This window comes from Gemmatimonadota bacterium, from assembly GCA_041390125.1.
GTDB lineage: Bacteria > Gemmatimonadota > Gemmatimonadetes > Longimicrobiales > Gaopeijiaceae > JAGQIF01.
Genome location: JAWKQN010000010.1, coordinates 210,187 through 235,838, shown reverse-complemented (window position 1 = coordinate 235,838; position 25,652 = coordinate 210,187). Strand labels below are relative to the sequence as shown.

General features: G+C 70.9%; 20 protein-coding genes. 15 read left to right on the top strand and 5 right to left on the bottom strand.

The genetic code is table 11. The features are described from left to right. Positions 1–122 precede the first annotated feature (122 nt). Positions 123–638 carry a DinB family protein gene (locus R3E98_12800; protein MEZ4424283.1) on the bottom strand — a complete coding sequence of 172 codons (516 nt, stop codon included), beginning with the start codon at positions 636–638 and terminating at the stop codon, positions 123–125. 297 nt (positions 639–935) lie between these two features. Between R3E98_12800 and R3E98_12795 the strand changes: the two genes are divergently transcribed. Then, positions 936–1,166: a hypothetical protein gene (locus R3E98_12795; protein MEZ4424282.1), complete on the top strand. Its 231-nt coding sequence runs from the start codon at positions 936–938 to the stop codon at positions 1,164–1,166. 177 nt (positions 1,167–1,343) lie between these two features. Continuing rightward, positions 1,344–4,592, top strand: a complete 3,249-nt coding sequence (locus R3E98_12790; GenBank protein MEZ4424281.1) for a hypothetical protein — start codon at positions 1,344–1,346, stop codon at positions 4,590–4,592. Between the two features lie 160 nt (positions 4,593–4,752). Here R3E98_12790 and R3E98_12785 read toward each other — a convergent pair whose 3' ends face one another. Next, entirely contained in the window at positions 4,753–4,974 is a 222-nt protein-coding gene (locus R3E98_12785) for a nucleotidyl transferase AbiEii/AbiGii toxin family protein (GenBank protein MEZ4424280.1), read from the bottom strand. Between the two features lie 83 nt (positions 4,975–5,057). Next, positions 5,058–5,915: a type IV toxin-antitoxin system AbiEi family antitoxin domain-containing protein gene (locus R3E98_12780; protein MEZ4424279.1), complete on the bottom strand. Its 858-nt coding sequence runs from the start codon at positions 5,913–5,915 to the stop codon at positions 5,058–5,060. Positions 5,916–6,125: 210 nt separating this feature from the next. Here R3E98_12780 and R3E98_12775 point away from each other — a divergent pair, with 210 nt between their 5' ends. Together R3E98_12775 and R3E98_12770 are read left to right on the top strand one after the other, a co-directional pair. Beyond that, positions 6,126–6,458, top strand: a complete 333-nt coding sequence (locus R3E98_12775) for a helix-turn-helix transcriptional regulator (GenBank protein ID MEZ4424278.1) — start codon at positions 6,126–6,128, stop codon at positions 6,456–6,458. Further along, positions 6,455–9,181 carry an ABC transporter permease gene (locus R3E98_12770; protein ID MEZ4424277.1) on the top strand — a complete coding sequence of 909 codons (2,727 nt, stop codon included), beginning with the start codon at positions 6,455–6,457 and terminating at the stop codon, positions 9,179–9,181. The genes R3E98_12775 and R3E98_12770 overlap by 4 nt, the downstream gene beginning before the upstream one ends. A gap of 91 nt (positions 9,182–9,272) precedes the next feature. On the opposite strand, the gene R3E98_12765 is transcribed toward R3E98_12770, so the two are convergent. Continuing rightward, positions 9,273–9,839 (bottom strand): DUF2306 domain-containing protein, encoded by a 567-nt coding sequence (locus R3E98_12765; GenBank protein MEZ4424276.1) that lies wholly within the window; start codon positions 9,837–9,839, stop codon positions 9,273–9,275. 117 nt (positions 9,840–9,956) lie between these two features. On the opposite strand from R3E98_12765, the gene R3E98_12760 reads away from it, so the two are divergent. The 4 genes from R3E98_12760 (at position 9,957) to R3E98_12745 (ending at position 16,437) form a co-directional block, all read left to right on the top strand. Further along, entirely contained in the window at positions 9,957–11,798 is a 1,842-nt protein-coding gene (locus R3E98_12760; protein ID MEZ4424275.1) for a hypothetical protein, read from the top strand. 31 nt (positions 11,799–11,829) lie between these two features. Continuing rightward, entirely contained in the window at positions 11,830–12,651 is an 822-nt protein-coding gene (locus R3E98_12755) for a carbon-nitrogen hydrolase family protein (protein MEZ4424274.1), read from the top strand. A gap of 142 nt (positions 12,652–12,793) precedes the next feature. Continuing rightward, complete coding sequence (locus R3E98_12750) at positions 12,794–14,806, top strand: Ig-like domain-containing protein (protein ID MEZ4424273.1); 2,013 nt, start codon at positions 12,794–12,796, stop codon at positions 14,804–14,806. Next, positions 14,803–16,437, top strand: a complete 1,635-nt coding sequence (locus tag R3E98_12745; protein ID MEZ4424272.1) for an amidohydrolase — start codon at positions 14,803–14,805, stop codon at positions 16,435–16,437. Before R3E98_12750 ends, R3E98_12745 begins: the two co-directional genes overlap by 4 nt. Positions 16,438–16,448: 11 nt before the next feature. Here R3E98_12745 and R3E98_12740 read toward each other — a convergent pair whose 3' ends face one another. Continuing rightward, positions 16,449–17,225: an NUDIX domain-containing protein gene (locus R3E98_12740; protein MEZ4424271.1), complete on the bottom strand. Its 777-nt coding sequence runs from the start codon at positions 17,223–17,225 to the stop codon at positions 16,449–16,451. Between the two features lie 383 nt (positions 17,226–17,608). Here R3E98_12740 and lon point away from each other — a divergent pair, with 383 nt between their 5' ends. From lon to R3E98_12705, 7 genes are all read left to right on the top strand, one after another. Next, positions 17,609–20,143, top strand: a complete 2,535-nt coding sequence (gene lon / locus R3E98_12735; protein ID MEZ4424270.1) for an endopeptidase La — start codon at positions 17,609–17,611, stop codon at positions 20,141–20,143. Between the two features lie 255 nt (positions 20,144–20,398). Then, the gene (locus R3E98_12730; protein MEZ4424269.1) at positions 20,399–20,806 is read left to right on the top strand and encodes a GntR family transcriptional regulator; all 408 of its coding nucleotides are present in this window, start codon (positions 20,399–20,401) and stop codon (positions 20,804–20,806) included. A gap of 8 nt (positions 20,807–20,814) precedes the next feature. After that, on the top strand, positions 20,815–21,723 hold the full coding sequence (locus R3E98_12725; protein MEZ4424268.1) for an ABC transporter ATP-binding protein: 909 nt from the start codon (positions 20,815–20,817) through the stop codon (positions 21,721–21,723). Positions 21,724–21,725: 2 nt separating this feature from the next. Beyond that, on the top strand, positions 21,726–22,406 hold the full coding sequence (locus R3E98_12720) for a hypothetical protein (GenBank protein MEZ4424267.1): 681 nt from the start codon (positions 21,726–21,728) through the stop codon (positions 22,404–22,406). Continuing rightward, positions 22,399–23,535, top strand: coding sequence for a hypothetical protein (locus R3E98_12715; protein ID MEZ4424266.1), 1,137 nt, complete (start codon positions 22,399–22,401; stop codon positions 23,533–23,535). Before R3E98_12720 ends, R3E98_12715 begins: the two co-directional genes overlap by 8 nt. Next, positions 23,532–24,614: a hypothetical protein gene (locus R3E98_12710; protein ID MEZ4424265.1), complete on the top strand. Its 1,083-nt coding sequence runs from the start codon at positions 23,532–23,534 to the stop codon at positions 24,612–24,614. The genes R3E98_12715 and R3E98_12710 overlap by 4 nt, the downstream gene beginning before the upstream one ends. Before the next feature lie 110 nt (positions 24,615–24,724). Continuing rightward, positions 24,725–25,636, top strand: a complete 912-nt coding sequence (locus tag R3E98_12705) for a creatininase family protein (GenBank protein MEZ4424264.1) — start codon at positions 24,725–24,727, stop codon at positions 25,634–25,636. The last annotated feature ends 16 nt before the right edge of the window (positions 25,637–25,652 follow it).

Here is a 25,652-nt window from a genome sequence, read left to right as displayed (position 1 = left end):
ACGGGGGGGCGGCGGCGTTCCCGCCCGCCGCCCTCCCACCCACGAGAACCCATGCGCCGCCAGTGCGGTAGGCGGCGCCGCACGCGATCGTGGCTCGACACCCCTTCGAGCGCGCGGGCACGCTAGAGCAGACGGTCGAGCTGCCGCTCGTGGGTGCCCAGGTGGACGCTCATCAGGTGGATCGCCTGGGACACGGTAAGAGGACCACTCACCGGGTGGGCGAAGATCGCTCGCTGGAACCCGGCCTCCGGGAGGGACTCCGCGTACGCGCGCAGCCGCGCATGATTCCTCCGCCATTCGAGGCCGCATTCCTCCAGCGACCAGCTCCCGCTGGGAACCATGGAGCGCGTGGGCACCCGCACCCGGAACGGCCCGCGCAGGATGACCACCACCAGCAGTCGCAGGAGCCGACCCCGGAGCCGCTGCGGAGCCTCCTCCAGGTCGGCGAGTGCGTCCAGGTCGCGAAACACCGAGCGCTCGGCCAGCACGAGGTGCTCGACGATCTCGAGAGGCGACCAACCATCCGGCGGATCCTTGTGCGTCAGGGACGCGGCAGGCTGTGCCGCGAGTCGGGCGAGCAGGGCGTCGCGGCGAGCGGCTACATCGTCGAGGATGTGGAGACAGCGCTGACGTGCCACGGTATTCGCTCCCGACCCGAGCTGAGGCGGCGCCCCCCGTCGCCTGCGGGGACGCAATGGGGAGACGTTCGCTTGGACTCCATCAACAGGGAGCCCCGGCTGGGGAGGATCGTTCCCCTCGAGCGGTCTCTTGGGCCGGTAGACCACTGCCGCAGGGCCCCAGAAAGGCGCGCTTCGCTGGTGGGCCCAGATTCGTATCCGGCGGGCCCATCGTGCGCAGCAAGCGGGACGCGGCTAGGGTTAGATTCTTGGCGCGAACCGGCCTCTGGAACCGCATTTCTCGAATGAGGTGTGGACATGATCGAGCGATCGACCACCGACGAGATCGTCGACGAGCTTCGCGGGCTCGACGAGTCGGAGCGACGCCGGGTTCTGGAGTATGCCCGTTCACTCTCCGTCGCCCCGCCCAAGGGCACGCCCGGTGCCGCTCTGTTGAAGTACGGAGGCGCGTGGGAGAGTGGCGTAGCCGACGACGTCGCCGCAGCGATCGAGGAAGCCTGCGAACGCGTCGACCCGGATGCCTGGTAGGGTCTTGCTCGCCTCCAGCGCCGTGGTGGACCACTTTCGCGGCGAGGCTCGGTCATCGGCGGACGACCGGGCTTGATGGTAGCGGCGTTGAGTCCCCCATCGCCCCGCCTTACCCCCAGCCCCTCCACCCCCTACACTGGAGCCATTCGTCCCCAGTTCGCCGATCGGAGCTCGACCATGAGGTACCGCCGCCGTAGTCCCACCCGTCCGCTGGGCCGGGTCCTGACCCTCTTCAGCCTCCTCCTGTCCCCCGCCGCGCTCGCCGCCCAGCAGGGCCCGCTCACCCCCGAAGATGCCCTGGCCGGCCTCTCCTGGCGGGAGATCGGGCCCGTGAACATGGGCGGGCGGGTCACGGCGATCGCGGGCGTTCCGGGAGACCCCAAGACCTTCTGGGTCGGGGGCGCCGACGGGGGTGTCTGGAAGACCACCAATGGCGGGAACACCTTCACCGGCCAGTGGCAGGACGAGGAGGTCTACTCGGTGGGTGCGCTCGCCGTGGCCCCCTCGGACCACCACGTGGTGTGGCTGGGCTCGGGCGAGGGCGATCCGCGCAACTCCGTCTCCTACGGCAAGGGCGTGTGGCGCTCCACGGACGGCGGGACCACCTGGAGCCACCTGGGCCTGGAGCGCACCGAGCGCATCAAGCGCATCGTGGTGGACCCGCGCGATCCGGACGTGGCGCTGGTGTGCGCGCTGGGCCGCGAGTGGGGGCCCAACGAGGAGCGCGGCGTCTTCAAGACCACCGACGCCGGGAAGTCCTGGACCAAGGTGCTCTACGTGGACCAGGACACCGGCTGCTCCGACATCGACCTGGACCTCTCCAACCCGCGCAACGTCTACGCCGGCATGTGGACGTTCCGGCGCCGGCCCTGGCGCTTCGACGACGGCGGCAAGCAGACCGCGCTCTGGGTCTCGCGCGACGGCGGCGACACCTGGAAGAAGATCACGACCACGCCGCAGGAGCCCATGGCCCGCATCGGGCTGAGCGTGGCGCAGTCCAGCCCCAACATCGTCTACCTGATCACCGAGTATCCGACCGCGGGCACGCTCTTCCGCTCCGAGGACTACGGGGAGCATTGGCGGATGGTCAACGCGGACCGCAACCTGAACTTCCGCCCGTTCTACTACTCGGACGTCTTCGTGGACCCGAGCAACGAGAACATCCTGTTCACGCTGTCGGGTGGGCTGTCCCGCTCCACGGACGGCGGGCGCACCTTCGAGCGCATCGCGCGCGACGTGCACGGCGACCACCAGTCCTTCTGGATCGATCCCGCGGACGGGGACCACATCCTGTCCGGCAGCGACGGGGGCTGGCAGATCAGCCGCGACGGCGGAGACAACTTCGACATCCAGCGCAACGTCGCGCTGTCGCAGTTCTATCACATCTTCGTGGACGACCGCGACCCCTACTACGTCTGCGGCGGTCTGCAGGACAACGGCAACTGGTGCGGACCGTCGCGCACCAACGATCCGGACGGCATCCTGGAGCGTGACTGGTACACCGTGAGCGGCGGGGACGGCTTCTACACCGTGCCGGTGCCCACCATGCCCAACCTGGTCTACTCCAACGCCCAGGGCGGCTACTTCCGCATCACGGACACCAAGTCCGGACAGACGCGCTCCATCGAGCCGTTCCCGTGGCTCGTGGGCTCGCAAGGCCAGTCGATGGCGCAGGCCCGCTACCGCTTCAACTGGGACGCGCCCATCCACGTCTCGCCCCACGATCCCCGCGTCGTGTACTGGGGCGGCAACGTGCTCTTCCGCAGCAACGACTTCGGCTTCACGTGGGACATCATCAGCCCCGATCTCACCACCAACGACCCGGAGAAGCAGCGCGACTCCGGCGGGGAGATCTACAACGACAACACGGCCGCCGAATTCCACACCACCATCCTGACCGTGGCCGAATCACCCGTGGAGCAGGGCGTGATCTGGGTGGGCACGGACGACGGCAACATCCAGATCTCACGGGACGACGGCGCCAACTGGACCAACGTGCGCGACCGCGTGCGCGGACTTCCCCGGGAGACGTGGATCGGCAACATCGAGGCGTCCCCCACAGAGGCGGGCACGGCGTTCGTGGCGGTGGACAACCACCGCTTGGACGACTTCACGCCGCACCTGTACGAGACCACCGACTACGGCCAGAACTGGCGTGACCTGTCGGACGGCCTGCCGCAGGACGACTACGTGAAGGTGGTCCGGCAGCACCCGAAGAACCCCAACCTGCTGTTCGTGGGGATGGAGCGCGGCCTCTACGCCTCGTTCGATCGCGGCCGCACGTGGGTGGACATCCGCAACGGCCTGCCGCGTGTCTCCGTGCGCGGCATCAAGATCGAGCCTCGCTACAACGACCTGGTGATCGGCACGCACGGACGCGGCGCGTTCATCATGGACGACATCCAGCCGCTGGTGGAGCTGGCGGACGCGATGCAGACGGACGTGCACCTCTTCCAGATGCGCACCGCCACCGACTGGGAGCAGTGGGGCCGCAACAGCAACTTCGGGCAGTCCGTCTTCCACGGGGAGAATCCGGAAGCGGGAGCCTGGGTCCACTTCTGGCTGTCGCGCGATGCGCTGAACCGCATCCAGGCGCCGATGGCCGAGGAGGCCTCGGACGGCGGCAGTGGCCCGAGCGCGGGAAGCGGGCGCGCGGGACGCGCGCGGGCCGGCGGCGCCGTGACGGTGCGCATCACGGACGCGAGCGGCACGCTGGTGAAGGAGTGGCAGCACCGGGACCTGCGGCCGGGTGTGAACCGCGCCATCTGGGACCTGCAGTGGGAGGGGGCCCGGCCCCTGCCCGGACAGGGTGGTGGCGGAGGCTTCTTCGGACGGGGCCCGTCCGGCCCGCCCGCGAGCCCCGGCACCTACACGGCCACGATCCTGGCCGACGGACAGGAGCTGTCCACCACGTTCCAGCTCCGTGGTGACCCGAACGTGCAGGCCTCGCAGGCGGACTACGAGGCCCGCTTCGCGGCCGCCATGCGAGCCCGTGACCTGCAGAACCGTCTGAACGAGATGGTGGGCACGGTGACGGATCTCGGCGGCCAGCTCGAGGATCTGCTCGGCACCATCGAGGGGAAGGGGCTCTCCAACGAGGCCGCGATCCGCGAGACGGCCGGGACCGCGCAGGAGAGGCTGCAGACGTTGGATGACGAGCTGCGGCGCCCGCCGGACGGCATGAACTACCGCCACTGGCCGCGGTTGATGGAGCAGCTGCGCACCATCGTGGGCGCCATGCAGGGCGTGCAGGCCCGGCCCACCCAGGGGCAGATGGACGTCCTGAACGAGGTGGAGTCGGCCACGGCGCGGCGCGCGAACGAGCTGGCCGAGATCGTGGACGGGGTCATCGCCGACCTGAACCGCCTGCTCGAGGACGTGCCGCCGATCATCACCAACTGGCAGCGGCCGCCCCGGGTGAGCTGAGGGTCGGCTTCCCGGGAAGGGAAGGGAGGAGCGGGGGGCGCCGGGGACGGCGTCCCCCGTTCTTCGTGTGGTGGGGCCGCTCCGGGCGCCGAGCGCCAGTGCTGCGGCAGCTCCCACCGAGGGGCTTCGAGGAGGCCTCTGCCTCTCGACAGGGTCAACGTTACCGGTGACGCACGTCCTCAGCCGGAGCCTGACCGATGTCCATGCTCCATGGCCTCCGTGATACCGTCGCTGAACGTCTCCCACGACATCCACGCACCGCGGTGAAGTCGAGATCCTCCGAGAAACGGTAGTCAGCGATGTAGCACTTCCGCAGACACGTACCTCCGTTGAAGATCAGGTGCTCGCGTAGGCGCGCCGACGACCCAAGGCTCCCGAGCACCCATCCCAGCACATAGTCCAACTCAACGACACGCGGTTCTACACGAGCTCGGCGTGCGGCGCGACGGATCTCTGCGTCCGGAATCACACCGCGCCCCCGCGCAGCAGGTCTTCGTCGAGATCGACCCGGATGCGCCACCGCGTGTCGATGCGATGCGAATCCCTCGGACTCGAAGGATCGAGCTTCGCCAATCCCGACGTGAGTTGCGCTTGCCAACGGGTCAGGTGGGCTTCGCGATCTGGTACGGCAAGGTCGCTCCGCTCCACCAGGAACCCGAGCCGCTTGGCCACCGCCCCCGCGCCCATCTGGGCGAGGTAGTCATCGAGCACGTCCCAACGGATTCGATCGGTCTGGCGGAGCGCCTTCATGACCTCATGGATCCCTCCAGCCAGGTCCGGCCGGTCGAGGCAGTCGAGGAGCGTCTTCTCAGGGTCCGTGATCCGGTAGCTCCGATGACCGACGAACTCCCGTTTCTGGCCGAAGAGCTTCCGCTCCGTGACCGTGACGAACTGGTAGGTGATCCCGAGCACCGTCTTGCGACGGACACGCTTGCGAGCGGTCGTCTGGACGTAGGTGATCCGCGGCATCTGCTCCGTGAACTGCCAGTGATGCAGCGCCGTCCAATAGGCCACGACGGCCGGCTCGACCAACTCGCCGGCAATCAGGAAGGGGTTTTCCGACCACTCCCGCGCCGGCCCGGCTTCCAGGGGGATGATGATGTACTTCCCGCGCTCCAGGCGCTCGATCCATCCCTTGGATGCGAGTTTGTGAAGGTGCGCGCGCGCACGCGTTTCGTCGCCCCAGTGCGCATGGGCGTCCTCGACGGTGAACAGGGTCCGACCGTCCCCTGCCAGGGTCGTCAGGAACGCGGCCTCTTCTGCGCTCAATCCAGGTATAGTTTCTGTCACGTTGATTTGCTCTGAGGCCAATTTTCTACGCACAAACTATAACTCTTGGCGCTTCCGGCAAAGCCGGACCCGCCACAGCCCCGCCCTTCTAAACCGGAGCGGCCCGGTTGGACCCCGTTCCCGCCCCACTCCCGTCCTGCGCCCGGGACGCCCCCTGAAACTTCCCGCCCCCAAACCAGTATGGTTCCATATCGATATCAATTCCATACCGGTAAGGCCCCAGCCGTGACCCCACCCGACCCGATGGACCTGCTGCCTCTCAAGCCCGCCTGGTTCCACCTGCTCCTGGCCCTCCGTGAGATCGGCCCGGCCCACGGGAAGGCGCTGCGGCGCCACGTGGAGGAACGGACGGAGGGGCGGGTGCCGCTCTACCCGGCCACGCTCTACGGCTCCATCCGCGAGCTGGCGGACGCCCGCCTGATCGAGCCCGCCGACGGGTCGGACGGCGACGAGGACCAGCGGCGCCAGGACTACCGGCTGACCCGCGCGGGCTCCCGCGTCCTGGACGCCGAAGCGGACCGGCTGGCGTCCCTGGTGGACGCCGTGCGCGCGGCGCGCGGGCCGGGCTACGCGTGAGCCCACGGCGCCGCTCCCGGACGCACGCCGTGCTGGTGCGTCTGTATGCCCTGCTGGCCGCGCTGCTGCCGCCCGGCTTCCGCGCCCGTTTCGGGGACGATCTGGTCGCGGACTACGCCGACCTGCTGGAGGAATCCCGCCGCGCCGGTGGGCTTCCCGTTGTCCTGACCCGCGGCCTCCGTGGCCTCGGGGACCTGGCTTTGCGCATCCCCGCCGAACGCCGCGCCGAGCGCGCGCGGGCGGGCCGCACCTCCTTCTCTTCTCGAGCGAGTGACACCATGGGCACCCACCTGCGGGATCTGCGCGTCGCCTGGCGCGCCCTGGCCAAAGCACCGGCCTTCACGCTCACCGCGATCGTCACGCTCGCGCTGGGGCTGGGCTCCACGCTGGCCATCTTCGCGCTCGTGCAGGGCATCCTGCTGAACCCGCTCGCCTACCCGGACTCCGAGCGCATCGTCGAGGTGCGGCACCACTCCCCCGGGTTGGATCTGCCCAACCTGAACAACTCCGACGGCACACTTCGCTTCTATCATGCGAACGGGGATCCCGTCTTCGCGGCGTTCGCAGGGCTCGATGTCTCACGCCGCAACGTGCTGCTGGGCGACACGCCGGAGCGCGTGCCGGTGCTCTACGCCACGCCCGAGGTCTGGGACGTGCTGCGCGTACCTCCCGCGCTCGGCCGCGCCTTCACGGCGGCCGACGCCGCCGAAGGCGCCGCCCCGGTCGCGTTGCTCACGCACGGCGCCTGGACGCGCTGGTTCGGTCGCGATCCCGGCATCGTCGGCCGCACCGTGGACATCGATGGTCAGAGCACCGAGGTCGTCGGGGTGATGCCGGCGGGCTTCGACTACGACACGGACGGCCTGGCGCTGATGGCGCCGCTGTACGTGGATCCCAACGGACCCTTCGGCGCGTTCGGCACGGACGGCATCGCCCGCTTGCGGGACGGCGTCAGCCTCGCGGACGCGCGCACGCTGGTGTCCGATCTGCAGGCGCGCCTCCCCGACTTCTTCCCGGAGGAGGAGCTGGATGCCTCCTTCCTGGAGAGCGCCGGGTGGTCTGCGTCCGTACGCACCCTGCGCGAAGCGCTGGTCTCCGGGACCGACACGGCGTTGTGGGTGGTGCTGGGGTCGGTGGCGTTCCTGCTGCTGGTCGCCTGCGCGAACGTGGCCAACCTCTTCATGGTGCGCGCCGAGAGCGCCCGGAAGCCCACGGCCGTCCGGGCCGCGCTGGGCGCCAGTGGCTGGCGCATCGCCTGGAGCGTGCTGGCCGAGACGCTGTCGCTCACCGCCGTAGGCACCGCACTGGGCGCGCTCCTGGCCTGGGGCGCCCTCGCGTGGGTCACGTCCCGCGGCGTGGCCGACCTGCCGCGTCTGGACGAGGTCGCCATGGGCGGGACCACCCTCGCGGTCGCGGTGGGGCTGGCGCTCATGGTGGGGACGGTCCTCGCGCTGCTCCCCATCCTCCGCCTGCGCGCCACGGCGGTGGCGGACGGGCTGCGCCGCGACGGTCGGACCACCACGGGCGGTCGTGAATCGACGTGGAGCCGCGACGTCCTCGTCAGCCTCCAGCTCGCGGCCGCGCTGGTCCTGGTGGTCGGATCCGGTCTGCTGTTCCGGAGCTTCACGCGTCTGCAAGCGGTCGATCCCGGTTTCGATCCCGACAACGTCACCATCGCGGGCGTCAGCCGCAGCGCGTCCGAGGATCCCGAGCGCGCGCTCGCCGCGCACCGCGTCCTGATGGAGCGGCTCGAGGGCCTGCCCGGCATCGACCAGGTGGCGATGACCTCCGGTCTGCCCTTCATCGAGGGCAATGCGAACGGCGGCTCGTTCGACATCGAGTCCCGCCCCACGCCGGACGACGCGCTCCCACCCGTCGCGATGAACAAGTCCATCTCCACGGGCTACTTCGAGCTGATGGACATGCCCGTCCTGGCGGGTCGCACGATGCAGCGGGGAGACGGCGACGACGGTCGGCCCGTCCTGTGGGTCAACCAGACCTTCGCGGACCGCTTTCTCGACGGCCAGGCCGTCGGCGAGCGGGTGCGTGACAACGACGAAGGCGAGTGGGGCGAGATCGTCGGCGTGGTGGGCGACGTGCACGAGTTCGGCCTGAACGCCGAGGTGCGCCCGATGATGTACGTGCCCGCGGGCCTGCACGACTGGGGCCCGAACCTCGGCGTGGCGCGCGTGGTGCTCGTCATCAAGGGAAGCCTGGACCCCGCGTCGGTGGGCACGTCGCTGCGCGGCCTGATGGCCGAGCTGGATCCCGGCGTGCCGGTCCTCACGGTGCGCGCGCTGCGCGAGGGCATGGCGGAATCGATGGCCCAGCGCCGCTACACGATGATCATCGTGCTGCTGGCGGGCGTGGTGGCGCTATTGCTCGGAGCCATTGGTCTGTTCGGTGTCATCTCGTACGTGATCAGCCAGCGTCGCCGCGAGATCGGGCTGCGCATGGCGCTGGGGGCCGAGCGCCAGGACGTGGAGCGGCTGTTCCTGCGCAAAGGGGTGAAGGTCACCGCGTTCGGCATCGTGCTGGGGCTGGCCGGCGCCGTGGCGCTGTCCCGGACGCTGGCGTCCGCGCTCTTCGAGATCTCCGCCATGGATCCCGTCACCTTCGTGTCGGCTCCGTTGCTGCTCGCGGCGGTGGCGCTGCTGGCTTCGTGGCTGCCCGCGCGCCGCGCCGCGCGGCTCGATCCCATGGAGACGCTGCGGGCGGAATAGACGCGGCCGGGCGCCCGACGGTCGACCGGCCGCACCGGGACCGGAGGCACGGAAGCCAGGGCCGACCGCTCACCCGCGGTCGGCCCTTGGCTCAGCCGGACCTGGTCCCCACCTTCGCTTCGGCGGCCCGCAGCAGCTCCCGGTCCCGCCGCATGGCCGCGGGCGTGCCCGCGACGGCGCCGGGCAGCCGCTTCCGGATGAGCCAGGCGCCCACCCCGAAGACGCTGAAGCTCCCCACCGCCACCAGGGTCCAGAAGAGCGGCCAGAGCGCGTTCGCCTGGAGGCTCGGGGCGATGAGCGGCATCACGAACCGCGTCATGGACTCGGCGACGAACGCGGCACACAGCCCCACGTAGGACCAGGCCATCCAGGTGGCGTGCGCCAGGATCCAGTGCTTGGGAGGACGCCTGCCGAGCGCGGTCCACAGGCCGCCCGCGACGGTCACCCCGCCCACGACCGCGGCGAGGTGGAAGGGGCCCGGCCGGCCGGTCAGCCGATACATGGCGAACGACGTGCCGATCACGCCGATCATGCACCACACGTAGCCATGACCCCAGGTGCGGTGCCATCGTGTGCCCTTGGGGATCCTCAGGACCACGGCGCCCAACACCAGGGCGAGGAGGCTGAAGACCAGGTGGACGGTGCCGATCGGGCTCATGGACGGAACTCCGGATCCTCGGGGGTGCGGGGTGCGGCGTTCCCAGCCTACGGGGGCGAACGCCCCTGTCTTCACGGGGCCGGCCGCGGCGCTGCCGTGCCGGTGCGTCCTCCGCGCGTGCGCTCCGATCGCGCGCGCCACCGGCGCGCCTGGCTGACGGTCGGCCTCCTCGCCCTCGCGGCCTGCGGCCCCGACGACGTCGTCGTCGGGCGGGACGCCCCGCCGGGCGAGCCGCGCCTCCTCGCCACCGCCGTGCAGGACGGCCCCGTGGCCTTCCGCGACCCGGTGGGTGTGGTCTCACCGGACGGCCTGTGGCTCGCCTACACGGAGCACCGGCGGATCGTGCTCCTTCCGCTGGGCGGAGGGGACGCGCGCGTCCTCGGCGACGGCGAGCGCGAGCCCCGCGACCTCGTCTGGCTGCTCGACTCCAGCGCCTTCATCGCGCGCGAGCGCACCTACGATCGCTCCGACGAGACCTGGTTCCGCTACGAGGTGCCAGGCGGTGCGCGCTCGGTGTGGCTGGACGGCTTCGAGATCCCTATCCAACCCCAGGAGGGGGACACGCTCCTGCGCGAGCTGCGTCCCAACACCCTCGCGGACGTGGCGTTTGTGGAGGGCGTGGAAGGCGGCCTCGGCATCCAGCGCCGCGCCGAGGGCGACGTGCTGTGGGGTTGGCGGGACGACTTCAATCAGGCCGACCACTACGCACGCGGCGGACGTCTGCAGTATCCCCTGCGCATCCCGCCGAACGACGGACTCGCCTGTCTGCAGTCCGAAGGGGGTGCCGCGCCGCGGCTGGCGTTGCCCTGTGGTCAGCCGCGCTCCAGCCGTCCGTTGGCGAACGTGGACGTGGCGTACGGTCCGTTCGCGTTCAGTCCGCGCGGGGACGCCGTCTACTACGGCGCGCCGAACGAGCGCGGCGTCCTGGAGCTGTGGATGCGGGCGCCGGAGGGAGGCGAACCCGTACGTCTGGCGAGCGCGGAGCGCGACGCCTACGCGCCGTCCGTGACCGCCGACGGACGCGTGGTCTACAAGACGCAGGAGTATCGCGTGCGTCTGGCCACCGCACCCGCGGACGGCGGGCCGGCCACGCCGCTCACCACGTTCCAGTCGGAGACGCCCACGTGGAGCCCGGACGGGCGGCAGGTGGCATTCACGTTCGGGGACTGGCGCCGCGCGGCCGACGACTTCCGCTACCCGGACATCAGCCAGCACCTGGGCATGGTGGACGCGGACGGCGCGCCCCACGCCGAGCCGACGCGCGTCTTCCGGCAGTCGGACTCCGAGGACCAGGGGCTGTCGTGGTCGCCGGACGGCCGCTTCGTGGCGTTCCACTCGCATGCGGACGGCAGCGACGACATCTACATCCAGCGCGCCGACGGCAGCGGAGACGCGGTCCGCGTCTCCCCGGACGGGAACGAGACGGGCTGGCCGCGCTGGTCGCGCAACGGCCGCTGGATCGTCTACCCCTCCTACGCCGTCACGGAGTCGGGTGGTCGGCGGAGCGCGCTGTTCGTGATCGAGGTGGATCCGCGCAGCGGTCAGCCGCGCGGCGCACCCACGCGCGTTCCGCTGCAGGACTTCGACGCGGACGCGTTGCAGGCCGAATGGTTGGATGCGGGGGACGCGCTGGTGTTCGAGGCGGCGACCGCATTCGGGAGCAAGACGCTGTACCGCGTCCCGCGTACGGGCGGCGTGCCCACGCCGCTGCACACCTTCGAGACGGACCAGGTGCATTCGGGGATCGCCGTCTCGCCGGACGGACGCTGGGTGGCGTTCGTCGCGCCCGACAGCGCCGGCTGGTACCAGATCCAGCGCGTGCCGACCGCGGGTGGTCCGGCCGAGCCGCTGACCACGGACGCGTCGCACAAGACGCAGCCCGCGTACGCGCCGGGCGGGGACCACATCGCGTTCACCGTCTTCGACTATCACGCCTCCTTCTGGATGCTCGAGCCGTGAGCGTGAGGCCCGAATCCGCGAAGCGCGGACGATGAGCGACGTCCCCGCCCGCTGGACCGTGGCGCTGGCCTCACCCCGCCCGGCGGTGTCCCTGGTGCACGGCCTGGAGAAGATCGAGGCTTCGATCCGCGAGGCGCAGACCGCGGGCGCGGCCCTCGTCTGCTTTCCGGAAGCCTACCTGCCGGGGCTGCGCGGCCAGGACTTCCCGGTCTTCGAGTGGGACGGCGACACCCAGGGCCGGGTGGTGGAGGTGGTGGGCGGCATGGCCCGTCGGCACCACGTGGCCGTCATCCTGGGCCTGGAGTGGCTGGACGAACCCGGCCGCCAGATCGGAGCGGCCGTGTTCGGGCGCGACGGATCGCTTCTGGGGGTCCAGACCAAGAACCAGCTCGATCCCAGCGAGGACCACGGCTACGTGCCGGGGCACGACCGGCGCCTCTTCCGCGTGGACGGCGTCCCGTTCGGCGTCACCATCTGCCACGAAGGCTGGCGCTATCCGGAGACGGTGCGGTGGGCGGCGGCGCGCGGCGCGCCCATCGTCTTCCATCCCCAGCATACGGGCAACGAGACGGACGGCATCGAGCTCACCACCTTCGGTTCGCCGGAGGCGCCCTACTACGAGAGCGCGATGCGGATGCGCAGCATCGAGAACACCATCTGGTTCGCGAGCGTCAACTACGCGCTCCGCTTCCAGGAGTCGGCGACCGCGTTCATCGACCCGAACGGGGATTGCCATGCCTGGCAGCCCTATGGCCAGGAGGGTGTGCTGGTGCGCACGCTCGACCTGACGGCCGCCACGGGCCTGCTGGCGCGGCGCTGGGCGCCGGAGCGGTACGTGGAGGCGCGCGCCTGAGGGCTGGTCTCGCGCGGGTGGAGGGAAGGGCCGGGCGCGCAGGCGCATCCGCCCGGAGGGGCGCGTCTCCTGCTCCGCATCGCACCGCATCGCCGCGGCCCACGCTGCAACCCCGTGGGCCGATCGGCGTAGCACACCCGATATGGACGCCCGCACCTGCCGCCGGGGAGCCCGTCGTCTCCTGCTCCCGCTCGTCTTCGGCCTGATGGCCGGGTGCGGCAACGAGCCCACCGGCGGGCCGGTGGGCGTCGACCGAATCCTGGTCTCGACCGGCGTCCTCACCCTGGACGCCCTGGGCGCCTCCGACACGCTCCAGGCGTCTGCCGTGGACGGCAGCGGGTTGCCGCTGGAGGTGGCGCTCACCTGGACCAGCAGCGATCCGTCCGTGCTGCAGCTCTCCCAGATCCGGAGCGGAGCCGTGATCACCGCGCGCGCGGACGGGACCGCGGATGTGATCGTCTCCCATGGGGACGTCGAGGCCGTGATCCGGGTGACGGTGGCGCAGGCCTTCGCACGGATGGACTTCCGGGGTCTCCCCACCGCGCTGCGTAGCGGCACCCCCCTCGCGCTCGAGGTGGCTCCCACGGACCGGCTGGGCACGCCGCTGAAGGGCGCGACCGGTTCGGTTCGCCTCCAGTTGACGGGCGCCGGCGGCGTGCAGCTGGCCGGCGGGCTGGAAGCGCCGCTGGTGGACGGGTGGGCGTCGTTCCCCGACCTGTCGGTGCAGGGCTCCGGCTTCGAGCAGCGGATCGAGGCCCGCACCGACCAGCGCACGGGCAGCTCGGGCGCCTTCGACGTGGTGCTGGACTTCGACCGGGTCCACGTGCTGGGCGTCCCGACCGGAGTGCCCGCAGGCGTGCTGGTGGACGGCCGCGCCGGCGGCACCGAGGCGGTGGACCTCGGCTACGTGGGCGCCGACGCGGCCGGCATCGAGGTGGGCTCCGTTCGCAGTGGCCTCTACGACGAGGTGCTCGCCTTCGCGCCCGACCGCGCGCCGGGATGGGTGACGGGCGCGCTCTGGTCGGACGCGCCGGACGTGGTGCAGGTGGCGACCCACGACCCCGTCGTGGTGGACCTGGCGGTGTGGATCGTGAAGGGCCCGTTCGAGGCGCAGCGCGACTGGGCCCTGGACGCCGTGCAGCGTACCCGCGAGATCTGGGCCGCCGAGCGCTACGGTGTGTCCATCGGAGACGTCGAGGTCATCGACGTGACCAACCACCCGGACGCCAGCCGCTACCACGTGTGGGAGCTGTGTGGCGCGCGTCCGGACATCGAGGCGCGGATCGGACGGCGGGACGGCCGCATCAATCTCTACTACGTGGAGCGCGTGGACGGCGGACAGGACCGCGGCCGCACGTGTCCCGTGGGAGGCGATTTCGTGGTGATGGCCGAGCGGTCGGGCGACGAGTTGCTCTCCCACGAGATCGGCCACGTGTTCGGCATGGGGCACGTGGACGGGCTCATGAGCTGGTTCGACCGCACCAACGTCATGCACTCCGCCAGCAGCACCCGCGCCTATCTCACGGAGGGTCAGACCTTCCGCAGCCATGCCTCGCCGTTCTCGGCGCTGAACGGCGTGCTCGGCGTGCGCAGCGGTCCCACGCGCAGCTGCCCTGAGGGTCTGGCTTCCGCGGCCTGTCCGGCGCTGGAGCGCCGGCTGTGGTCGGACGGGGCCGTTCCCCGCGAACGCGGGCCCGATCGGCGTGCGCACGGCGCCGCCCGCCGTGGTGACCGCAGATCTGGCAGAGCGCTGGCTGGCCACCACCTGCATGCTGGAGGAGAACGCCGGGCTGGTGGCCGCGATGGCCGCGGAGGCGGAGCCCGTCATCGCGCGTCTGGAGCGCGCGGCGGGCAACGGCCACGCCAGCGAGGTCCGGCGCCGCAAGGCCGTGCTCGGCATCGCGGCGCTGGACGGCGAGGCCGCACGCGCCGCGCTGACGCGATTGGCGGTGGGCCCGGACGGACCGGCGGCCGCGGAGGCGCGTCGGGCGCTCGAAGCGCGGCGGCGGTAGAGGCGTCGACCCGCCCCGGGGGCGTACGCCTTCACGGCTCCTTCCCTCGGGATGCATCGGCGCCCACGCCGGCGAGGTTGCCGCGGCGCCGCGAACGGCCGCATGCTGGACGACTCCCGCCGCCGCCCAAGGAGCCCGCATGAGAGCCCGCGCCACCCTCTCCCTCGCCGTCCTGCTTCCGCTGATGGCCGCCCTGCTCCCCTCCAGCGTCCGCGCCCAGTCCGCGCGCCAGATCGATCGCTGGAAGAACGAGCTCTCCACCGCCGTGGATGAACGCGCGCAGTTCACGCAGCAGATGGTGGATCAGATCTTCAGCTTCGCCGAGCTGGGCTTCCAGGAGGTGGAGACCTCCGCCTACCTGGTGCAACTGCTCCGCGACAACGGCTTCACCGTGGAGGAAGGGGTGGCCGGCATCCCCACCGCGTGGGTCGCCACCTGGGGCTCCGGCGAGCCGGTCATCTCGCTCGGGACGGACATCGACAACATCCCCAAGGCGTCGCAGGTGCCGGGCGTAGCCTGCGCGCTCCCGCTGGTGGAGGGCGCGCCCGGCCACGGGGAAGGGCACAACGCCGGTCAGGCCGTCAACATCACGGCGGCGCTGGCGGTCAAGGAGCTGATGGAGCGGGAGAACCTCCCGGGCACGTTGCACCTCTGGCCGGGTGTGGCGGAGGAGCTCGTGGCCGCCAAGGCCTTCTACGTGCGCGCCGGTGTCTTCGACGACGTGGACATCGTGCTGTACGCCCACGTGGGCTCGGCGCTCGGCACGGGGTGGGGCATCACGCCCGGCACCGGGCTCATCTCCGCCGAGTTCACGTTCACGGGCGAGAGCGCCCACGCGGCCGGGGCACCCTGGCGGGGCCGCAGCGCCGCGGACGCCGTCACCTTGATGGACGTGGGCTGGAACTTCCGCCGCGAGCACATCCGTCCGGACGCGCGCTCGCACTCGGTCATCGTGGACGGCGGTGACCAACCGAACGTGGTGCCGTCACGCGCCTCCATCTGGTACTACTTCCGCGAGCGCAACGCGCCCGAGATCCGGCAGCTCTTCCTCGTCGCGGATTCGATCGCGCAAGGTGCGGCGATGATGAGCGGAACGAAGCTGGAGTCGGTGCGGGTCCTGGGCTCGGCCTGGCCCGGCCACTTCAACAAGACCGTGGCCGAGACCATGCAGGGCAACATCGAGCGTGTGGGCCAACCCACGTGGAGCGAGGCCGATCAGACCTTCGCGCGCGCGGTACAGCGCGAAGTGGGAGCCCAGCCGACCGGTCTGGACACCTCCGTGAGCCCGCTCCGGCCCGCGCTGCGCGAGGACCAGCGGCAGGCCGGCTACGCCGACGACATCGGCGACATCTCCTGGAACGTGCCGACCGCGGTGCTCTCATTCCCGTCCAACATCCCGGGCCTGCCCGGCCACAACTGGTCCAACGCCATCGCCATGGCCACACCGGTCGCGCACAAGGGCGCCACCGCCGGGGCCAAGGTGCAGGCCATGACGCTGCTGGACTTCCTGGTGCGTCCGGAGCTGGTGGAGCAGGCCTGGACCTACTTCCGGGACGTCCAGACCAAGGACGTGCAGTACGAGGCGTTCATCCGACCGGACGATCGTCCCGCGATCTCCATGAATGCGGGGATCATGGAGGAGTTCCGCGAGGAGATGCGGAAGTACTACTTCGACTCCAGCCGCTACGACACGTACCTGGAGCAGCTCGGCGTGAGCTATCCCACCGTGCGGCAGCCGGACGGGACCTGTCGGGGTGGGGCGGTCTCGCCCTAGGTGGACGGCGCCTACTCCTCCTGCGGCAGCCGCAACCCCACTCCGGTGGGCGTCCGCACCAGGCGAGGCAGGATCGTCGGGATCTCCCGGCGGTCCAGCGCGGCGTGGGCGTCGGCGGCGCTGGCGAACGGCGCCAGCGTCTCCAGCGTGTGGATGGTGGGGAAGACCATCGGCAGGTGCCCCGCGCGGTTCAGCTCGAGCGCGGCGGCCGGGCGCAGCCAGCGGGCCTCCGTCATCTCGCGCGGGTCGACCACCGACTCCGCCTCCGCGTGCACCTCGGCCAGGAAGAAGCGGGTGTCGTAGCGGCGAGGCTCCTGGATGGGCGTGATCCAGTGCGCCAGGTAGGCCACGCGCCCCCCGTCCAGCCGTGCGTCCAGGTGGCCGAGCACACCCGCGAAGTCCAGCTCGTCACCGAGCAGCGCGTTGCGCAGCGCCTCCACGTCCGGGTCCACCTGGGCCGGGGGAACGGGCTCACCGGCTCTGTGGCCCACCAGGATGCCGGTCTCCTCGAAGGCCTCGCGCAGCGCCGCCAGATAGTAGGCCACGGCGGCGGGCCCCGGGGTGCCCTCCGGCTCCAGCCCCAACCGGCGCGCCGCCTCGGCGCCGTCCAGTCCGTCCAGGCGCGCCAGCAGATCCGGGACGGCGTCGCCGGCATCCACCCGCCCGCCCGGGAAGACCCAGGCCCCGGGCACGAAGCCCGACGACCGGGTCCGTCGGAGCAGCAGCACCTCCGGTCCGTCGGCCCGATCGCGCACCAGGACGACCGTCGCCGCGGGCCGTGGCGCCACGGGCTCCGCCGGTGGCCGGTCGAGCGTTTCGGCGAAGCCGGGCGGCAGAAGTTCGGTCGGGAGGTCGTAGTCGGGAACGTCCGGCATCGTACGGAGTTTGGAGAATGGGGGGACCGCTTCGGGAAGCTGGACAGGGCGCGCTCGAAAACCAACCCCCGTGGTGACCGGGCCACCCATGGTCAGCGCCGTTCCGGCGGGGCCAGATTGGCAGGAACCTGCAGGAGCGGCGTACGGATCGGCCACTTTGCCGTGGCAGGGATCGTGCACCCGTCCCCCCGACCCTCTTCCGCCCGCCCGCGCGGAGGTCGTGCCGGGCGGCTGGACGAAACAACCCGTCAGAGGGGCCGGTCCGCTCGAGGACCGCTCCCGTCGCGAGAAGCCTGATGCCAGAGCAAAGCAGACTGCCGGTCCTCCCGCTACGCGACACGGTCGTGTATCCGGGTGTGGCCGTTCCCATCTCGGCCGGACGGCCGGGAACCATCGAGGCCGTGCAGAGCGCCCTCGACGGCGATCGCCGCCTCTTCGCGGTCGCGCAGCGCGAGAACGTGGATGAGCCGACGCCCGACGTGCTGTACAACGTCGGGACCGTCGTGCGCATCATCCAGACGCATCGCGTGCGCGGCGGCGTCCAGCTGCTCGTGCAGGGAGAGGCGCGGGCGCAGTCGCTGGGCTACGAGCGCAACGGCGAGGCGATGCTGGAGGCGCGCACCCAGGAGATGGAGCGGCAGCTCCCCCGGAGCCCGGAGGATCCTGCCTTCCAGGCCCTGGACCGCGAGCTGCGGGACCGGGCCGCGGAGCTGGGCACCCGGCGCGGTGTGCCCGCGGAGGCTCTGAACCAGCTCATCCAGGGCGTGGAGGATCCGGGTGCGTTCGCGGATCTCGTCGCCTTCTACCTGGAGCTGCCGTCCGAGGACAAGCAGCGCCTGCTGGAGACGCTGGACGACGAAGTCCGCATGCGCAGCGCCCTCGTGCTCGTCGAGCGCGAGCTGGCGCGCCTGGACGCGCAGGAGGAGATCCAGGCCAAGGTGCAGGAGGAGCTGGGCGAGCGGCAGCGGGAGATGCTGCTGCGCGAGCAGATGAAGCAGATCCAGAAGGAGCTCGGGGACGAGGACGAGCGCCAGGAGGTGGAGGAGCTCCGTCAGCGCATCGAGGGCCTGCAGCTGACCGAGGATGCGCGCACCGAGGTCGAGCGCGAGCTCAAGCGTCTGGAGCGTACCAGCCCGCAGTCGGCCGAATACCAGGTCATCCGGACGTTCCTGGAATGGGTGACGGAGCTGCCCTGGAACGATCGGACCGAGGACAAGATCGACCTCAAGCAGTCCTCCGGCATCCTGGACGAGGATCACTACGGGCTCGAGGACGTGAAGGACCGCGTGCTCGAGTTCCTGGCCGTGCGCAAGCTGCAGATGGAGCGCGCCGCGGAGACCGGAGAGGACGTTCCGGCCGCCGAGGAGCGCAAGGTCGTGCATGTGGGCAACGGCAACGGCCACGGGGAAGGAGGCGAGGACGCCGATCACGAAGGCGGTGAGCCCCCTCGGTCCATCGAGGACGTGAAGAGCCGTGCGGTGGGACGCGGCCCCATCCTGCTGTTCGTGGGCCCGCCCGGCGTGGGGAAGACCAGCATCGCGCAGTCCATCGCGCGCTCGCTGGGCCGCAAGTACGTGCGGATCTCGCTTGGCGGCGCCCGGGACGAGGCCGACATCCGCGGCCACCGCCGGACGTACGTCGGCGCCATGCCCGGCCGCATCGTGCAGGGCATGCGTCAGGTGAAGAGCAAGAACCCGGTCTTCCTGCTGGACGAGGTGGACAAGCTGGGCGTCTCCTTCCAGGGCGATCCCAGCTCGGCGCTGCTGGAGGTGCTGGACCCGGCGCAGAACTCGTCCTTCACGGACCACTACCTCGGCATCCCGTTCGATCTGTCCGAGGTGCTGTTCATCGCCACGGCCAACTACGTGGACCGCATCCCCGCGCCGCTGCTGGACCGCATGGAGCGGGTGGACTTCGCGGGCTACACCGAGCAGGAGAAGCTGGAGATCGCGCGACGCTACCTGCTTCCGCGCCAGCGCGAGGAGTCGGGTCTGCAGGAGAAGGAGTTCCAGGTCAGCGAGGACGCGCTCACCAGCGTCATCCAGCAGTACACGCGCGAGGCCGGCGTGCGGCAGCTCGAGCGCGAGCTGGGCAAGCTGGCCCGCAAGGTGGCGCGGCGGATCGCGAGCGACGACACGGACGCCGTGCAGGTCGAGCCCGGCGACATCTCCGACCTGCTGGGGCGGCCGCGCGTGCATCCCGAGCGGATGGCGCCCAAGGAAGCCGTGGGCGTCGCGACCGGGATGTTCTACACGCCCATGGGCGGCGACATCATGTTCGTGGAGGCCTCGGTCATGCCCGGCGAGGGCGGGCTGGTGCTGACGGGTCAGCTCGGGGACGTCATGAAGGAGTCCGGCCGGGCCGCGCTCTCGTTCGCGAAGAGCCACGCGGCCGAGCTGGACATCCCCGAGGAGATGCTGCGCGGCCGGGAGGTGCACATCCACGTGCCGGCCGGCGCGCTGCCCAAGGAGGGTCCGTCGGCCGGGATCACCATGGCCACGGCGCTCATCTCCGCGCTGGCGTCCCGCAAGGTGCGCCATGACATCGCCATGACCGGGGAGCTCACGCTCACCGGCCGGGTGCTGCCCATCGGCGGGGTGAAGGAGAAGGTGCTCGGCGCGGTGCGCGCCGGGATCACCGAGATCGTGCTGCCGGCGGACAACGAGGGCGACCTCGAGGACATCCCCGAGACCGTCCGGAAGGGGCTGACCGTCCACCCGGTGGAGGAGCTGGCGCAGGTGCTCCAGGTGGCCCTGCTGCCCAAGCGCGGCGCGGCCCGGAGCCGCAAGCGCGCCAGCGACGCCCCGAGCGAGGCGGGGGCCGTGGCGTAGGGCGCACGCTTCAGAAGGCCAAGGGGGTGCCGGTCCGGAGGGGCCGGCACCCCCTTGTCGTTTCTCGTGTGTCCGGGGGCTCCGCGGGTCCGGCGCCCGTCCCTTCCTTCCCCACCCGGCACCGAGTGCCCGGCTGCGCAGCTTGCGCGCCCCGCCGTACCGCTGTATTGGTACACCGATACAGCGGCACGGCGTTTGCTCTCCCCCCTGCAGACGCCACGGCCGGTCCACTCCGGAGCCCCATGGAGGAGCGCCGTGTTCGACCAGCTCGACCCCAGGAGCCCCACGCCGCTCTACGCGCAGATCGCCGAGCGCATCCGCGCGGCGGTGGCGGCGGGTGACCTGCAGCCCGGGGACGCCCTGCCGTCCGTGCGGGGCCTGGCGGCCGAGCTGCGGGTCAACCCGGCCACCGTGGTACAGGCGTACCGCGACCTGGAGAACGACGGGTTCGTGGTCACGCGGCGCGGCGCCGGGAGCTTCGTGCGCGCCATGACCCGCACCAAGCGTGGCGAGGAGCGGGCACGACAGGCGCGTACGCTCGTGCGGGACATGATGGCCGAGGCGGCGCGCCTCGGGATCGACGTGGCGGAGCTGGCGGAGGCCTTCGCGGAAGAGAGTGGAGTGCCCGCAGCCAAGCAGCGCCGCTCACGGGCCACCGGATAGGGGGGAGCATGGCCAACGCCATCCAGACCACGGATCTGACCGTGAAGCTCGGCACGTCGTTCGAGCTGCGCGGTCTGGATCTGAACGTGCCCGAGGGGTCCGTCTACGGGTTCCTGGGACCGAACGGCTCCGGCAAGAGCACCACCATCCGCATGCTCATGGGCATGATGAAGCCGGACGCCGGGGAGATCCGCCTGCTGGGGGCTCCGATCCCCGAGTCCATCGAGCGTGTCCTGGCCCGCACCGGCTATGTGCCGGAGCGACCCCACCTGTACCCCGCGCTGACCATCGGCGAGACGCTCGCCTACCACGCCGCCTTCTTCTCCGCGTGGGACGAGCGCTGGGCCACCGAGATGCTGGGGCGTCTCGGCCTGGAGCGCGGCCGCAAGGTGGGCCGTCTGTCGAAGGGCGAGACGGGCAAGCTCATGATCCTGCTGGCGCTGTACCAGCGGCCCGATCTGCTGATCCTGGACGAGCCCACCGACGGTCTGGATCCCGTGGTGCGTCGGGACGTCATGAGCGCGGTGATGGACTACGTCGCGGAGGCGGGCGCCACGGTCTTCATCTCCAGCCATCTGGTGCACGAGCTCGAACGCATGTGCGACTGGGTGGGCGTCATCGACGGGGGTCGCTTGATCGCCGAGATGCCCATGGACGCCTTCAAGAACGAGATCAAGCGCCTCCATGTGGTGGACCCGCCTGCCGCGCTGTCCGCGGCGCCGTTCGAGGTGTTGTCGCGCACCCACCTGAACGGGCACGGCCCGGGGGAGAGCTGGGTGGTGCGGGGCTGGCGGGAGCCCATGCGCGAGCTGCTGGAGAGCGCCGGCGCGCACGTGCGTGACGTGCAGCACCTGGATTTGGAGGACGGGTTCGTGGAGCTGCTCAGATCCGGCCGTCGGGCCGCAGAGGAGGAATAGTCGTGTTCAAGCAGATCCTGCACGTGCAGTGGCGGGCCTCCGCGCCGGTGGTGGCGCTGTTGAGCCTCGCCTGCTTCGCGGTCCCCCTGCTGAGCATCCAGGGGTCGGGCGGCATCGCCGATCCCGGCGCCCGCGTGGGCGCGCTGCTCGAGCTCACCCAGTTGTGGATCCCGGCCTATCCCGGTCTGGCCGTGGCCGTGGGCGGCATCGTGGGCATCCTGGCCTGGACCTGGGATCATCGCGGCAACCACGTCTACGCCCTGTCGCTGCCCATCTCCCGGTCCCGCTACTCGTTGCTCAAGATGGCCGCGGGCGGGCTGGTTCTCCTGGTGCCCGTCCTGGCGCTGGGCCTGGGCGCCTTCACCGCCGTTCAGGCCGCCGACATCCCCGACGCGCTGCGCGCATACCCGGTGGCGCTCACCGTGCGCTTCCTGTTCGCGGCCGGCGTGATCTACGCCATGCTCTTCGCGCTGGCGTCCGCCACCATGCGCACGGTGGTGTGGCTCGGGATCGTGGGGATTCTGGTGTTGTTGGCCGCGGGGCCGCTCTTGAACCAGTTCGCTGGGAGCGGCGGGCCGGGTTCTGCTGGAGTCAGGCCCGGCGTCCAGCTCTTCGACGTTCTCACGGACTGGCCGAGCCCCTTCTCGGTGCTGAACGCCAATTGGGCCTTGATCGATGTGTAGGCGATCCCTCTACGCGCTCGCCGGTGCGATCGCGCTCGCCGCGTTGGGCGGTACGAGGGTGACCGCCCAAACCTCGCCGCCCCCGCTGTTGAGTGCGCAGGAGCGGGCCGAGCTGGCCACGGCAAGAGCGCACGCCGAGCGTCGCATCCAGCGGTTGGAAGCGCGCCTGGAGGTGCTGAGTGCCGAGGCACAGGCCCGGGACGCGGTACGAGCCGAAACGGCGGCCAATGGCGTCACGGAACTCGATACCCTGTTCGTGGGCCCGTTCACGCTCGTGGCGCGTGCCAACCAGAGTGCCGACGCGGAACGCCTCGCCCGCGAGACCCTCGCGCCGTACGCGGCGGCGCTGGAGGGGACGCCTCCCTTCGACCGGATCTTCACCTACGAGATCGGGCCCGCGAAGACGGGCCTCGGTGTCACGAGTGACCGGAGCGAGGTCTGGCAGCACGACGTCGCTTCGGACGCGGCCCGCCGGGACGACATCCGCTCCAAGATGGCGAGGATGCTCAGCGATGCGTCGCCGTCCGACCTGCGGGACTGGATGGGGCGCCTGCAGCCGATGCCACAGGAGGCGCACGACTACCGCGCCGCGTACCGCACCATGGCCCGGACCGCGTCCATCTCCGTGACCGCATGTCTCGGTGGTGACCGTCAAGCGTGCTGGGCCTCGCTGGATCTCACCGGAGACCTGGATATGACCACCCTCTGGTACGATGCCGCGCAGCGTGAACGCGCCCCCCAGCAATGGGTGAAGCGCTATGCGTCGGCCGCCGAGGACTGCCAGAACGGTGTGGCCTCAGCGTGCGCCGAGGCGCGCGGCGGACTGTCACGGGAACGCGCCGCTCCGCTCGACGCGGGGGTCCGCGCCAATCTGGTCTGGTTCGCGCTCGAGCAGGGCGGCGTCGGCTCCTGGTCGCGGCTGGTGGAGACGTCGGGGTCGCTGCGCGACCGCCTGGCGGCCGCAGCCGGAATGAGCGACGCAGACCTGATGGATGCCTGGATGGGCGCGCTCCGCGGTCGACGTATCCCGGTCCAAGCGGAGCTGGGGCCGGCGGCGCTCTTGACCCTGCTGAGTCTGGGAAGTCTCGGCGTCGTGGCGCGCCGCAGCACCCGTTGGAGGTTCGGATGAGGCGCTGGATTGTATGGTCGGTGCTCGGATTGGGCGTGGTGGCTGCCTTGCTCCTGCCGCCGTCGCCGGAGCGGTTCATCGAACGCGTGTCGTCGAGCAGCACCATCGGCGCAATGACGTGGGCGGTGCGAGGGGAGTATCAAACGCTGGCCGAGACCCTGTGGCTGGACACCATCGCGGCACGGGCGGCTCTCGACGGCGGAATGGTGCTCGCGGGTCTGGTGACGCGAGCGGACAGCGTGACATCGGACGACCCTTACGCGCTCGTGCGAGCCGAGCTGGACGCGTTCGGTGTGGCCGAGCCGCGGGTGCGCGTGGGTGCCTTCTGGTTCGAACGGGAGCTGGCCAATGGCGCGACCGCTGGCATGGGTGGGATGCCGCTGATGCTGCTGGATGAGGGTGACCATCCCTATTGCTTCGTGCCGCGCGTGCGCGGACGTTCGCGATTCTGGGCTTCGCTCGATGAAGAGCCCACCATGGACCTCCCGGTACTCCAAGCGTGCTCCTTCTATGCACGCTACGGAGTGCCCGGACCGCAGGTCTCACGGTGGCTGCGCGCAGGGGCGCTTGGGCTGGCGGTGGATCCGCTGGGGCAGCTCCGATCATCCGCCGGGGAGATGCTCTACGCCGAAGCCCTCCCGGGGCGCGTGTGGCGTGGACGCTGGGAGGTCGCGCAGGCGGGGTGCGCCGGCGGGCGCATGGACGTGTGCGCCGCCATGTTCCTCGCGCCGGGGGAGTGGGAGCGGGGAGACGGCCCCGTCGCGTCGTACGGCCCGGTGGGGTTCAGGACGACGGCCTTCGGCCCCAACCGTAGTGCCGTCCTCGGCGACCTCGCCCGCGAGTTCGGGGACGAGCGCTTCGAGGCCTTCTGGTCCAGCTCCCTGCCGGTGCCCGAGGCGTTCCGCGCCGCGTTCGGGGTGTCCCACGCGGAATGGACCCGGACCTGGCTGCTGGACGAATACGGCCCCGTGACGTTGGGCGCGCGGATGAGCGCGGGCACGGTCGTCCTGACCTTGCTGGGGATCGCGTTCTGGGCGGGGATCGGCGTGGCGACGGCCCGGCGGCGGCGGGTGGCCTGACCCTTGTTCCCTTGACGCCGCCGCCATCCCCGGCGGTATAGTGACCGCCTTGTCACCGCATTCGGGCCGGCCTTCCCGGGCCGGCCCGCATCGCCCTTCGTGAGGCTGTCATGATCCGACTCCGTGCCCCGCTGGCCGCTACCGCCCTGGCGCTCACCCTTCTCCCGGCGGGCCTCGCCGCCCAGCGCCCCGGGCAGCGGCCGCCCCCGCCGGAGGTGATCCGTCCCGCCGACCAGCGCGTTCCGGCCCCCTTCAGCGAGGAGATGGTCCGTCCCATCGCCCTCGCGGACAACGTCTGGATGTCGGAGCTGACCATCCTGGAGATGCGGGATCTGGTCGACGAGTACGGCTACACCACGGCGCTGATCCTCAACGGCACCATGGAGTCCAACGGCCCCTACCTGACCACCGGCAAGCACAACCACGTGCTGAAGGTGACCGGGGACGCGATCGCCCGGACCCTGGGGAAGACGCTCGTGGCGCCCATCGTCATGCTGGACGAAGGCGAACCCACCGAGTCCGATCAGCCCGGTCGACTGGTGCTGTCTCCCGCCACGCTCAAGGCGGTGCTCAAGGACATGGCCACCAGCCTCAGGACGCAGGGATTCAAGGAGATCTTCTTCCTGGGCGACAGCGGGAGCAACCAGCGCATGCTGCAGGACGTGGCCACCGAGCTGGCCGCGGAATGGAAGGGGCAGGACGTGCTCGTCGCGCACGTGCGCGAGTACTACAACTACGGGGACGTGCTGCGCTATCAGAACGAGGTGCTGGGCAAGGTGGAGCTGAACAAGGACCTCGACGGCTACCACGACGACTACTACATCACGTCGCTCATCATGAACGACAGCCCCGAGCACGTGCGTCTACCCCAGCGCCAGCGCGTGAGCCTGGACCACATCAACAGCCTCCACATCGACGAGGCCGAAGCGTTGGAGATCGGCAAGAAGCTGGCGCAGTTCCGGGCGGACGTGACGGCCGCGGCCATCGAGCGCATCCGCAAGACGGGCTACCCGGCCAACTGAGGGGTCTGCACGGCGC